Source organism: Micromonospora sp. FIMYZ51 (assembly GCF_038246755.1).
Classification (GTDB): Bacteria; Actinomycetota; Actinomycetes; order Mycobacteriales; family Micromonosporaceae; genus Micromonospora.
Genome location: NZ_CP134706.1, coordinates 2,917,016 through 2,930,889 on the forward strand (window position 1 = coordinate 2,917,016; position 13,874 = coordinate 2,930,889).

The 13,874-nt window shown below is 70.6% G+C and carries 2 protein-coding genes and 1 pseudogene; all 3 read left to right on the top strand.

What is annotated here, in order from left to right; translation table 11 throughout:
• Positions 1-259 precede the first annotated feature (259 nt).
• The 3 genes and pseudogenes from QQG74_RS13740 to QQG74_RS13750 all read left to right on the top strand — a co-directional run bounded on the left by QQG74_RS13740 (position 260) and on the right by QQG74_RS13750 (position 13,848).
• Positions 260-6,355 (top strand): type I polyketide synthase, encoded by a 6,096-nt coding sequence (locus QQG74_RS13740; RefSeq protein ID WP_341720665.1) that lies wholly within the window; start codon positions 260-262, stop codon positions 6,353-6,355.
• A pseudogene (locus QQG74_RS13745) lies at positions 6,345-6,629 on the top strand (acyltransferase domain-containing protein); the annotation flags it as partial. The gene QQG74_RS13740 and the pseudogene QQG74_RS13745, both read left to right, overlap by 11 nt.
• Before the next feature lie 52 nt (positions 6,630-6,681).
• Entirely contained in the window at positions 6,682-13,848 is a 7,167-nt protein-coding gene (locus QQG74_RS13750; protein ID WP_341720666.1) for a type I polyketide synthase, read from the top strand.
• Positions 13,849-13,874: the final 26 nt, after the last annotated feature.

Consider the following 13,874-nt stretch of genomic DNA (forward strand, 5'->3'; position numbering starts at 1 on the left):
GCCGGTAAAGCGCCTGCGGCGCGCGACGCGCTAGGGGTCACCGCTCGGATAGGGGGACCTGCTCTGGGGGTTACCTGAGCACCCGACCGGCATAGCCTGCATTTGTGGGTCGCTCCGGCTACGTGTCCGGCCACGCGGCGACTCCACTGTGGACGACTAGCGATCATCTGGGCTCACGACTGGTCCGCACGGCGTGCGGAGATACGACCGGCCGACTGCACCACGACCTCCCGGTGAAGCGGAAAGGGAGAGCTGACAAATGGGTTCCTCGGTCGCAGAGGTGGTAGATGCGCTTCGCGCCTCGCTTCTGGAAAACGAACGCCTCCGGCAACAGAATCAACGGCTCAGCAGCGCCGCCACGGAACCACTGGCGATCGTGGGCATCGGCTGCCGCTACCCCGGGGGCGTACGCAACTGCGACGACCTGTGGCGGCTGGTCGCCGAGGGCCGCGACGCGATGTCGGAGTTCCCCACCGACCGGGGCTGGGAGAGCTTCCAGGTGCCGACCGCCCGGCAGGGCGGTTTCCTCTACGAGGCCGGCGACTTCGACCCGGCCTTCTTCAAGATCTCGCCACGCGAGGCGCTGACGATGGACCCGCAGCAGCGGTTGCTGCTGGAGACGTCGTGGGAGTCGCTCGAACACGCCGGCATCGACCCGTTGTCGCTGCGCGGCAGCCGTACCGGCGTCTTCATCGGCGGCTCCGCCCAGGAGTACGGCACCCTGCTGATGAACTCCGCAGATCCGTCGTCGGCGGCAGGCTACGCGCTTACCGGACTGCCCGGCGCGGTGCTCTCCGGCCGGGTGTCGTACGTGCTGGGTCTTGAGGGGCCGGCGGTCACGGTCGACACGGCGTGCTCGTCGTCGCTGGTGGCCCTGCACCTGGCCAGCCAGGCGCTGCGTACCGGCGAGTGTGACCTGGCCCTGGCCGGCGGTGTGCTGGTGCTGGGCACCCCGGCCATCTTCGCCGAGTTCGCGACCCAGGGCGGCTCGGCCGCCGACGGCCGGTGCAAGTCCTTCGCGGCCTCGGCCGACGGCACCGGATACGGCGAGGGCGTCGGCGTGGTCGTGCTGGAGCGCCTCTCGGACGCGCGCCGTAACGGTCACGAGGTGCTGGCGCTGGTCCGTGGCTCGGCGGTGAACCAGGACGGCGCCTCCAACGGTCTGACCGCCCCGAACGGACCCTCCCAGCAGCGGGTGATCCGGTCGGCGTTGACGAATGCCGGCGTCGCCGCCTCCGACGTGGACGTCGTGGAGGCGCACGGCACCGGCACCACGCTGGGCGACCCGATCGAGGCGCAGGCACTGCTCGACACGTACGGTCAGGAGCGTCCCGCCGGCCAGCCGCTCTGGCTGGGCTCGGTCAAGTCGAACTTCGGTCACACCCAGACCGCCGCCGGCATCGCCGGGGTGATCAAGATGGTGATGGCGCTGCGGGCCGGCGTACTGCCGAAGACCCTGCACGCCGAGGAGCCCACGCCGCATGTGGACTGGTCGTCGGGTGCGGTCGAACTGCTGACGCAGGCGCGGCGGTGGCCGGATCACGACCGCCCTCGGCGGGCGGGGGTGTCCTCGTTCGGCATCAGCGGCACCAACGCCCACGTCATCCTGGAGCAGGGGCCCGCCGACGAGCCGACCACCACCGACGCGCCGGGTCTGCCGGTGGTGCCCTGGGTGGTTTCGGGGCGGGGCGAGGCGGCCCTGGCCGAGCAGGCCGCCCGGCTGGCCGGGTACCTGGCGGACCGGACGGATGCCGCACCGGCCGACGTGGGTCTGTCGCTGGCACTGGGCCGTGCGGGCCTGGAGACCCGCGCGGTGGTGGTCGGGTCGAGCCTGCCGGAACTGCTGGCTGGTCTGCGGCAGGTCGGGGCCGGTACCAGCGTGGTCGCGGGCCGGTTGGGGGTCCTCTTCTCCGGGCAGGGGTCGCAGCGGCTCGGCATGGCCCGCGAACTGTATGCGGCGTACCCGACCTTCGCACGCGCCTTCGACGAGGTGTGCGGGGAGTTCGACCTCCCGCTCAAGGACGTGATGTGGGGCGAGGACGCCGCGCTGCTGGACCGCACCCAGTACGCCCAGCCGGCCCTGTTCGCGGTGGAGGTGGCCCTGTTCCGGCTGGTCGAGTCGTGGGGCCTGCGGCCCGACGTGCTGATCGGTCACTCGGTGGGCGAGTTGGCGGCGGCGTATGTGGCGGGCGTGTGGTCGCTGGCCGACGCCTGCCGGGTGGTGGCGGCCCGTGGCCGGTTGATGCAGCGGTTGCCGGCCGGCGGGGTGATGTGGTCGGTGGAGGTGTCGGAGGCGGAGATTCGGCAGCTGCTCGTCGACGGTGTGTCGGTGGCGGCGGTGAACGGCCCGTCGTCCGTGGTGATCTCCGGCGCGACGGAGCCGGTCGCCAGGGTGGTGGCGGCGTGTGAGGGCCGCCGCTGCAAGCAGCTCGCGGTGTCGCATGCGTTCCACTCGGTGCTGATGGAACCGATGCTTGCGGAGTTCGAGCAGCTGCTCACGAAGGTGGAGTTCCGCCGTCCGGCGCTGCCGGTGGTGTCGAACGTGTCGGGTCGGGTCGCCGCCGAGGAACTGATGACGCCGGGCTACTGGGTGAGCCAGGTGCGCGCCGCCGTACGGTTCGCCGACTGTGTGGCGACGGCCGTGGGCCGGGGCGTGTCCTCGCTTGTCGAGATCGGCCCTGGTGGGCTGGCGGGCCTGGCGGGCGCGTCGGTGGGCGACGCCGACGTGGCGGTGGTGGCGACCCTGCGCCGCGACCGCGGTGAGGCCGAGTCCGTGGTGTCCGCGATCGGCGCGTTGTGGGCTCGCGGCATCCCGGTCGACTGGGCGGCGTTCTTCGCCGGCTCAGGTGCCCGGCGGGTCAGGCTGCCGACGTACGCCTTCCAGCACACCCGCTACTGGGTGGAGGCCACATTCGACAAGGCGCCGGGCGAGCGCGTGCTCGACGGCGAGTTCTGGAGCGCGGTCGAGCGCGGCGACGCGGACGGCCTGCAAACCATTGTCGGCGCACCGGGTGCCTGGGACGAGGTGGTGCCGGCGCTGGCGCGTTGGCGACGGTCCCGCGTCGAACGCGGCCTGGTCGACTCCTGGCGCTACCGGCTGGTCAACCGCTCCGTCAGCGTCGGCTTCGGCGCCACGTTGTCGGGTACCTGGCTGGTGCTGCTGCCCGTCGCCGACCCCGTCGCGCACGCGGACGACGTGGTGGCGGCCCTGCGGGGTGCCGGCGCGGACGTGGTGACGCTTACCGTGGCGGATCGGGCGGCCCTCGCCGGGGCCGGTGAGGTGACGGGCGTGCTCTCGGTGGCGTCCGACGACCTGATGGCGTCGGTGGCGGTGGTGCAGGCCCTCGCGGAGGGCGGCGTGACCGCGCCGCTCTGGTTGCTGACCCGTGGTGCGGTCGGCCCGGACTCGGTCGTTGCGGAGCAGGCGCAGGTCTGGGCGCTCGGCCAGGTCGTCGGCCTGGAACGTCCCGGCACCTGGGGTGGCCTGATCGACCTGCCGGAGACCTGGGACGAGCGGATCGCCGCCGGTCTCGTCGGCGCGCTCGCCGATGGTGGCGGCGAGGACCAACTGGTGCTGCGCGCGTCGGGTGTCTTCGCGCGTCGGCTGGTGCGGGCCCCCTTGACCGGTACCGGTCGAGGGTGGTCGCCGCGCGGCACGGTGCTGGTGACCGGTGGCACCGGCGGTATCGGTGCCCAGGTGGCTCGTTGGTTGGTGGGCCTGGGCGCGGAGCATGTGGTGTTGACCAGCCGTCGGGGTCTGGCGGCCGAGGGCGCGCAACAGCTCAGGACGGAACTGGAAGCCAGCGGCGCGCGGGTGACCGTCGCGACCTGCGACGTGGCCGATCGCGACGCGCTGGCGCGGGTGCTGGCCGACGTGCCCACGCTCACGGCGGTCTTCCACGTGGCGGGCGTGGCGACCTTCGGTGACGTGCTCGGCCTCGACGAGGCGCAACTGGCCGAGGCCGCGCACGGCAAGGTGGCCGGTGCCCGGAACCTCGACGAGCTGACCGGTGACCTGGACGCCTTTGTGCTCTTCTCCTCGGGCGCGGCGGTCTGGGGCAGCGCCGGCAATGCCGCCTACGCGGCGGCCAACGCCTACCTCGACGCGCTGGCGCAGCGGCGCCGGGAACGCGGACTGACCGCGACCTCGGTGTCGTGGGGCAGTTGGGGCGGCGGCGGCATGGCCGAGGGCTTCTCGCCCGAGGAGATGTCCCGGCGCGGGCTGCGGCTGATGGAGCCCCGGCTCGCGCTCGACGTGCTGCACCAGGCGATCGACCACGACGAGACGCTGCTGACCGTCGTCGACATGGACTGGGAGAAGTTCACTCCCAGCTACACCATGGCCCGTCGTCGACCCCTCATCGAGGACATCCCCGAGGTCGCCCGGACGTTGAACGACACCACCGCAAGCGAGCGCGGCGACGATTCGGCCGCTGCCGCGCTGCGGCAGCGACTGGCGGGCCTGGCCGAACATTCGCAGCAGGCCGCCCTCCAGGACCTCGTGCGAACCGAGGCGGCATCGGTCCTCGGCCATGTTCGGGCCGACGAGATCGGCGGCCGGCTCTTCCAGGAACTCGGCTTCGACTCGCTTACCGCGATGGAGCTGCGCAACCGGCTGGCCGCCGCGACCGGCCTGCGGCTGCCCACCAGCATCGTCTTCGACTATCCGACGCCGGTGGCGCTCGCCGAGCTGCTGCGTACGGAACTCTTCGGCAGCGCCGCCGAGCCGGTCGCGGCGACCCTCGCCGTCCGCGAGGCCGCCGACGATCCGCTGGTCATCGTCGGCATGGCCTGCCGCTTTCCGGGCGGGGTCGGCTCGCCGGAGGAACTGTGGCAGCTGGTCTTCGAGGGGCGCGACGAGATCTCCGACTTCCCCGCCGACCGGGGTTGGGAGTCCTGGCAGGTGCCCGGCATCCGCCAGGGGGCCTTCATGTCCGGCGCGGGCGACTTCGACGCGGCTTTCTTCGGTATCTCGCCGCGGGAGGCCCTGGCGATGGATCCGCAGCAGCGGTTGTTGCTGGAATGTTCGTGGGAGGCGTTGGAACGGACTGGGGTGGATCCGCTGTCACTGCGCGGCAGCCGCACCGGCGTGTTCGTCGGCGGCGCCCCCCAAGAGTACGGAGCCCTGCTTGTCAATTCCGCCGAGGCGGCGAGTGGTTATGCGTTGACCGGTGCTTCCGGCAGTGTGATGTCGGGTCGGGTGGCGTACGTGTTGGGGCTTGAGGGTCCGGCGGTGACGGTGGACACGGCGTGTTCGTCGTCGTTGGTGGCGTTGCATCTGGCGGGTCAGGCGTTGCGTAACGGTGAGTGTGATCTTGCCCTGGCCGGCGGCGTGACGGTCATGTTCACGCCGAGCGGCTTCATGGAGTTCGACCGGCAGGGCGGGCTGGCCAGTGACGGCCGCTGCAAGTCCTTCTCGGCCGACGCCGACGGCACCGGCTGGTCGGAGGGGATCGGCCTGGTGGTGGTGGAGCGGCTCTCGGATGCCCGGCGCAACGGCCATCAGGTGCTGGCGGTGGTACGCGGCTCGGCGGTGAATTCCGATGGTGCGTCGAATGGGTTGACGGCGCCGAATGGTCCGTCGCAGCAGCGGGTGATTCGGCAGGCGTTGGCGGTGGCGGGGGTTTCTGCGGGTGAGGTGGATGTGGTGGAGGCGCATGGTACGGGGACGACGTTGGGTGATCCGATTGAGGCGCAGGCGTTGTTGGCGACGTATGGGCGGGAGCGTCCGGCCGACCGGCCGCTGTGGCTGGGCTCCATCAAGTCGAACATCGCGCACACCCAGTACGCGGCAGGTGTCGCGGGGCTGATCAAGATGGTGATGGCGATGCGGCACGGCCTCATGCCGCGCACGCTGCACGTCGAGGAACCGACGCCCGAGGTGGACTGGTCGACCGGTTGCGTCCGGCTGTTGACCGAGGCGCGCGAGTGGCCCGTCGGTGACAAGCCACGACTCGCCGGCATCTCCTCCTTCGGCATCAGCGGGACGAATGTCCACGTGATCATCGAGGAGCCGCCGGCTGAACTGGAGCCCGAGTTGGGGTCGGGTGGGGTGTTGCCGGTGTTGCCGGTGGTGCCGTGGGTGGTGTCGGGTCGTGGGGTGGGTGCGTTGCGGGATCAGGTGGATCGGCTTGTGGGGTTTGTGGGTGGTGGTTCTGGTGTGGGGGTGGTGGATGTGGGTGTGTCGTTGGCGGTGGGTCGGGCGGGGTTGGAGTCGCGGGCGGTGGTGGTGGGTGGGGATGTGGGGGAGTTGGTGGGGGTTTGGGGCGGGTGGAGTTGGGTGGGGTGGTGGGTGATGGTCGGGTGGGGTTTTGTTTTCGGGTCAGGGTTCTCAGCGGTTGGGTATGGGGCGTGAGTTGTATTCGTTGTTTCCGGTTTTTGCAAGGGTTTTTGATGAGGTGTGTGGTGAGTTTGATGTGTTGTTGGGGCGGTCGTTGAAGGAGGTGGTGTGGGGTGGTGATGTGGGGTTGTTGGAGCGTACGGAGTTTGCGCAGCCGGCGTTGTTTGCGGTGGAGGTGGCGTTGTTTCGGTTGGTGGAGTCGTGGGGTGTTCGGCCGGATGTGTTGGTGGGGCATTCGGTGGGGGAGTTGGTGGCGGCGTGTGTGGCGGGTGTGTGGTCGTTGGGGGATGCGTGTCGGGTGGTGGCGGCTCGGGGTCGGTTGATGCAGGGGTTGCCGGTGGGTGGGGGATGTGGTCGGTGGAGGTGTCGGAGGAGGAGATTGGGGGTTGCTTGTGGAGGGTGTGTCGGTGGCGGCGGTGAATGGTCCGTCGTCGGTGGTGATTTCGGGGGCGGTGGAGTTGGTGGAGCGGGTGGTGGCGGCGTGTGGGGGGCGGCGGTGTCGGCGGTTGGCGGTGTCGCATGGGTTTCATTCGGTGTTGATGGAGCCGATGCTTGCTGATTTTGAGCGGGTTTTGGTGGGGGTGGAGTTTTGTCGTCCGGTGTTGCCGGTGGTGTCGAATGTTTTTGGTCGGGTGGTGGGGGAGGAGTTGTTGTCGCCGGGTTATTGGGTGCGGCAGGTGCGGGAGGCGGTGCGGTTTGGTGATTGTGTGGATGTGGTGGTGGGTGGGGGTGTGGTGACGTTGTTGGAGGTGGGTCCGGGTGGGTTGGCGGGTTTGGTGGATCGGGTGGGGGTGGTGGTGTTGTCTGGTTTGCGTCGTGGTCGTGGTGAGTGTGAGTCGTTGGTGGGGGCGTTGGGTGGTTTGTGGGTGCGTGGGGTGTCGGTTGATTGGGGGGCGTTTTTTGCGGGTCGTGGTGGGCGGTGGGTGTCGTTGCCGACGTATGCGTTTCAGCATCGCCGCTACTGGATCGAGGCCACCATCGACAAGGCGGCCGGCGAGGGCGTGCTCGACGGCGAGTTCTGGACTGCGGTCGAGCGCGGCGACGCGGACGGTCTACAGGCGATGGTCGGCGCACCGGGTGCCTGGCCGGAGTTGCTGCCGGCACTGGCCCGCTGGCGTCGCTCCCGCGTCGAACGCGGGCTGGTCGACTCCTGGCGGTACCGGTTGGTCACCCGGCCCGTTCCGGTCGATGCCGACGCCAGGCTCGCCGGGACCTGGCTCACCCTGCTGCCCGCCGACGGCACACGGGTAGACGAGATCGTGGCGACTGTTCGTGGCGCCGGGGCCGACGTCGAAGCCGTGGTGGTGCAGCCCGGCACGGATCGTGCGGCGCTGGCCCAGCAGTTGGCCGAGGTCGGCGAGGTCACCGGGGTGCTGTCCGTCGCCGCCGGTGATCTCATGGCGACGGTGGTGGTGATGCAGGCCCTGGCGGATGCCGGGGTGACCGCACCGCTGTGGGTCCTGACCCGTGGCGCGACGGCCCCGGGCACGGTCGTCCCGGAACAGGCACAGGTCTGGGCGCTCAGCCAGGTCTTCGGGCTGGAGCGCCCGGCGACCTGGGGCGGCCTGATCGACCTGCCGCAGGAGTGGGACGAGCGGATCGCCGCAGGCATGGTCGGCGCTTTGGCCGCGCACAAGGGCGAGGACCAGCTCGTGGTCCGCCGGTCCGGGATCTCCGCCCGCCGGCTGGTACGCGCGCCGCTGGGCGCCACGGAAGGTCGTGGCTGGGCACCTCGCGGTACCGCCCTGGTCACCGGTGGTACCGGCGGCATCGGCGCACACGTGGCCCGCTGGCTCGCCGACCTCGGTGCCGAGAGCCTGGTGCTGACCAGCCGTCGCGGTCTTGCCGCCGAGGGTGCCCAGCAACTCAAGGACGAGCTCGAAGCGGCAGGTACCCGGGTCTGGGTGCGGGCGTGCGACGTGACCGACCGGGAGGCGCTCGCCGAACTACTGGCCGACGTCCCCGACCTCACCGCGGTATTCCACGCCGCTGGCGTGGCCAGCTACAGCGAGGTGCTGCACCTGGACGAGGCCCAGCTCGCCGCGGCGGCGGCCGGCAAGGTCGACGGTGCCCGGAACCTCGACGAGCTCACCGGAGACCTGGACGCCTTCGTCATGTTCTCCTCCGGCGCGGCGGTCTGGGGCAGCGGCGGCCACGGCGCGTACGCGGCGGCCAACGCGTACCTTGACGCACTGGCCCAGCAACGCCGTGCGCGCGGCCGGACCGCGACCTCGGTGTCCTGGGGCGGTTGGGCATCCGGCGGCATGCTCGACGACAACGAGGGTGCCGGGGACCAGCTGACCCGGCTCGGCCTGCGGCTGATGGAGCCGCGTCTCGCGCTCCAGGTGCTGCACCAGGCGATCGACCACGACGAGACGCTGCTGACCGTCGTCGACATGGACTGGGCACGCTTCGCGCCCAGCTACACCATGGCCCGCCGCCGCGCTCTCATCGAGGACATCCCCGAGGTCGCCCGGGTACTCGGCGAAGACGAGGATTCGGCGCTCCACGAGGCGGCGACCGACGAACTGCGTCAGCGCCTGGCCGACCGGTCGGCGGCGGAGCGGCACGCGGAGCTGCTCAGCCTGGTGCGCGGTGCGGCGGCCGAGGTGCTCGGGCACTCCTCAGTGGAGGAGATCGCGCCGACCAGGCCGTTCCAGGACTTCGGTTTCGACTCGCTCACCGCGATGGAGCTGCGTAACCGGCTCACCGCCGCGACCGGCCTGCGGCTGCCTGCCAGTGTCGTCTTCGACTACCCCAACCCGGAGAACCTGGCGGCGTACCTGCTCACCGAGCTTTTCGGCGCCGAAGCCGGCACCGACTCGCCGGTCGTGGCGGTCCGCGACGCGGCCGACGATCCACTCGTGATCGTCGGCATGGCCTGCCGCTACCCGGGCGGCGTGGTCACGCCCGAGGAACTGTGGCGCCTGGTCTCCGACGGCCGCGACGGCATCTCGGACGTGCCGACCGACCGTGGCTGGCAGGAGCAGGGCGTCGGCGGCGGGATGCAGGGTGGCTTCGTCTACTCGGCAGGCGACTTCGACCCCGGCTTCTTCGGTATCTCGCCCCGCGAGGCCCAGTCGATGGATCCACAGCAGCGGTTGTTGCTGGAATGTTCGTGGGAGGCGTTGGAGCGGGCCGGGGTGGATCCGCTGTCACTGCGCGGCAGCCGCACCGGCGTGTTCGTCGGCGGCACCTCCCAGGAGTACGGCTCGGTGCTCGCCGCCGCGCCGGAGGCCGCCGAAGGGTTCGCGCTGACCGGCTCCTCCGGCAGTGTGATGTCGGGTCGGGTGGCGTACGTGTTGGGCCTCGAAGGGCCGGCGGTGACGCTCGACACCGCCTGTTCGTCGTCGTTGGTGGCGTTGCATCTGGCGGGTCAGGCGTTGCGTAACGGTGAGTGTGATCTTGCTCTGGCCGGCGGTGTCACGGTGCTGGCGACCCCGGGAGTGTTCGCGGAGTTTGATCGGCAGGGTGGGTTGGCTCGTGATGGGCGGTGTAAGGCGTTTGCGGCGGCGGCGGATGGTACGGGTTGGGGTGAGGGTGTGGGTGTGGTGGTGGTGGAGCGGTTGTCGGATGCGCGGCGTAATGGTCATCAGGTGTGGGCGGTGGTGCGTGGGTCGGCGGTGAATTCGGATGGTGCGTCGAATGGGTTGACGGCGCCGAATGGTCCGTCGCAGCAGCGGGTGATTCGGCAGGCGTTGGCGGTGGCGGGGGTTTCTGCGGGTGAGGTGGATGTGGTGGAGGCGCATGGTACGGGGACGACGTTGGGTGATCCGATTGAGGCGCAGGCGTTGTTGGCGACGTATGGGCGGGGGCGTCCGGAGGGTCGGCCGCTGTGGTTGGGGTCGGTGAAGTCGAATATTGGTCATACGCAGGCGGCGGCGGGTGTGGCGGGGTTGATCAAGATGGTGTTGGCGATGCGGGCGGGGGTGTTGCCGAGGACGTTGCATGTGGATGAGCCGACGCCGCAGGTGGATTGGTCGTCGGGGGCGGTGGAGTTGTTGACGGAGGCGCGTCAGTGGCGGGTGGATGGTCGTCCGCGTCGGGCGGGTATTTCGTCGTTCGGGATCAGTGGCACCAATGCTCACGTGATCATCGAGGAGCCGCCGGCTGAACCGGAGCCCGACGACGAGAGCCGGTACGCCGACCCCACGGTGGTCGCGCCCTTGACCGGCGAGATCCCCGTACCGTGGCTGCTCTCGGGCGCCGACCGGGCCGGTCTGCGCGCCCAGGCGGAGCAGATCGCCGCGTTCGTCGACCGCCACCCGGAGCTACCGATTGCCGACGTGGGCCGGTCCCTCGCGTCGCGCTCCCGCCTGGCACACCGCGCGGTGGTCCTCGGCACCGACCGGCCGAGCCTGCACGACGGCCTGCGCAACCTCGCCATCACCGGTACCACAATGGCCGACCCCCGGGTGGCGTTCGTGTTTCCGGGTCAGGGTGCGCAGTGGGTGGGGATGGCGGTGTCGTTGTGGGAGTCGTCGTCGGTTTTCGGTGGGTCGATGGTGGCGTGTGAGCAGGCGTTGACGCCGTTTGTGGAGTGGTCGTTGCGGGAGGTGGTGTTTTCGGGGGATGAGCAGTTGTGGGAGCGGGTGGATGTGGTGCAGCCGGTGTTGTGGGCGGTGATGGTGTCGTTGGCGCAGTTGTGGCGTTCGTGTGGTGTGGTGCCGTCGGTGGTGGTGGGTCATTCGCAGGGTGAGATTGCGGCGGCGGTGGTGGCGGGTGGTTTGAGCCTGGCGGATGGGGCCCGCGTCGTGGCGCTGCGCTCGCGGGTGATCGGTGAGGTGTTGTCGGGTGCCGGCGGCATGGTGTCGGTGGCGCTTCCGGCGGATGAGGCGTCTCGTCTGGTGGCGGAGTTCGAGGGTGTCGGGGTGGCCGCGGTCAACGGCCCGGCTGCGGTGGTCGTCTCGGGTGCGGTGGCCGGGCTTGACGCGCTGCTGGCCCGCTGTGAGCGGGACGGGGTGCGTGCGCGGCGGGTCCCGGTGGACTACGCCTCGCACTCGGATCAGGTCGACGCGCTTGAGGAACAGCTGCTGGCGGCGCTGGCGGAGGTGACGCCGGGGCCGTCGCGGCTGCCGATGATCTCCTCGGTCACCGGCGAGCTGATCGACACGTCGACCATGGACGCCCGGTACTGGTTCACGAACCTGCGCGAGACCGTCCGCTTCGAGCCGGCCGTACGCGCGATGCTGGCATCCGGCTACCGGATCTTCGTTGAGGTGAGTCCGCACCCGGTGTTGGTTCCCGCCGTGCAGGAGTCGATTGACGCCACCCAGCTGGATGCGGTCGCGCTCGGCACGTTGCGCCGCGACGACGGCGGTCCGGGCCGGTTCCTGGCCTCGCTCGCCGAGGCATATGTGCGCGGGGCGACCGTCGACTGGTCGTTGTTCTTCGACGGTGCCCGCCGGGTGGACCTGCCGACATATGCATTCCAACGTCGACGGTTCTGGCTGCGGGGGCAGACGTCGGGGGCGGCCGGCGGGTCGCTCGACGGTGAGTTCTGGACCGCGGTGGAGCGCGGCGACGCCGATGGCCTGGAGACCGTGGTGGGCGCGGCGGGCCCCTGGGGCGAGGTGGTGCCGGCGCTGGCGCGGTGGCGGCGGTCCCGCGTCGAACGCGACCTCGTCGACTCCTGGCGCTACCGGCTGGTCAGCCGACCGGTCACGATGGGCGCCCGAAGCGCCCTGACCGGAACCTGGCTCGTGCTGCTGCCCGCCGAAGCCCGTGGCGTGCGCACCGGCGACGTGCTGGCGACGCTTCGCGCTGCTGGTGCAGATCCGCAAGTGTTTGTGGTGTCGGACCGGGGCACCCTGGCCGGCGAACTGGCGCAGGTGGGCGAGGTCGCCGGGGTGCTCACGCTGGCGACCGGCGACCTGATGGCGTCGGTGGTGGCGGTGCAGGCGCTTGCGGACGCGGACGTCACGGCACCGATGTGGCTGATCACCGAGGGCGCGGTGCCGCCCGGTGTGGTGGTACCGGAGCAGGCGCAGGTGTGGGCGTTCGGCCAGGTGGTGGGTCTGGAGCGGCCCAACACCTGGGGTGGCTTGGTCGATCTGCCGCCGACCTGGGACGACCAGGTGGGTGCCGCTCTGGTGAGCGTGCTGGCCGGCGGTGGCGACGGCGAGGATCAGCTGGTGCTGCGGCCATCGGGTGTGTTCGCGCGTCGCTTGGTGCGTGCTCGGCTCGACGGTGGCGGTCGGGGTTGGTCACCGCGCGGCACGATCCTGGTCACCGGTGGCACCGGTGGTGTCGGGGCGCATGTGGCGCGGTGGCTGGTGAGCTTGGGCGCGCCGGAGCTGGTCCTGACGAGCCGGCGGGGGTTGGCGGCGGAGGGTGCCCGGCAGCTCGTAGCGGAGCTGGAGGCCGCCGGGGCGCGGGTGACGGTCGCGGCCTGTGATGTGGCTGACCGGGACGCCCTGGCGCGGTTGTTGGCGCAGATTCCAGACCTGTCGGCGGTCTTCCACGCGGCTGGTACGACGGCGTTCCGCCAGGTGGTGGAGAGCACGGCGGAGGACTTTGCGGAGGTGCTGGCGGGCAAGGTGGCCGGTGCGCGCAATCTTGATGAGCTGGTCGGTGCGGTGGATGCCTTCGTGATGTTCTCCTCGGGGGCGGCGGTGTGGGGTAGTGCGGGTAACGGTGCCTATGCGGCGGCGAACGCGTTTCTCGACGGCCTGGCGCAGCAGCGTCGTGCGCGTGGTCTGACGGCGACGTCGGTGTCCTGGGGTGGTTGGCAGGACACCGGGATGGCCGGTGACCAGACCGGGCAGCTGTTGAGTCGGCTCGGTGTGCGGTTGATGCCACCGAGGCTCGCGCTTGCGGCCCTGTTCCAGGCGATCGACCATGATGAGACGCTGCTGACGGTTGTGGATATGGATTGGGAGCGTTTTGCTCCGGGTTACACAATGGCCCGCCGTCGAGCTCTGATCGAGGACATTCCCGAGGCCGCCCAGGCGATCAGTGGTGACCTCGCCGGGCAGACCCTCGACGAGACGGCCAGCGCCGAACTACGCCAGCGGCTGGTCGACGTCGATCCCGGCGGGCAGCACGCCATCCTGCTCGACCTCGTACGGGCCGAGGCGGCCACGGTGCTGGCGCACGACGACGCGCTCGCAATCGACGAACATCGCCCGTTCCAGGATCTGGGCTTCACCTCGCTGACCGCGGTGGAGTTCCGCAACCGGCTGCGGGCCGCGACCGGCCTGCGGCTGCCCGCCACCCTCGTCTTCGACCACCCCAGCCCCGGCGCCCTCGCTGTCGAGCTGCGTACGCAACTGCTCGGCGCCGGCTCCGCCGAGCTGGCGAACGCCGTCGACATCGGGCACGAGCTGGCCCGCATCGACCGCGCCATCCCGCTGGTCGACCTGGACACCCACGCCCGGGACGAGATCGTCGACCGGCTCCGCGAACTCATCAGCAAGCTCGGCGGCACCGCATCGATGGCCGACCTGAATTCCGCCTCCGACGACGAGATCTTCGACTTCATCGACCGCGACCTCGGTGTGTCCTGAACGCACCGCTGCGGTTCTGATCACTT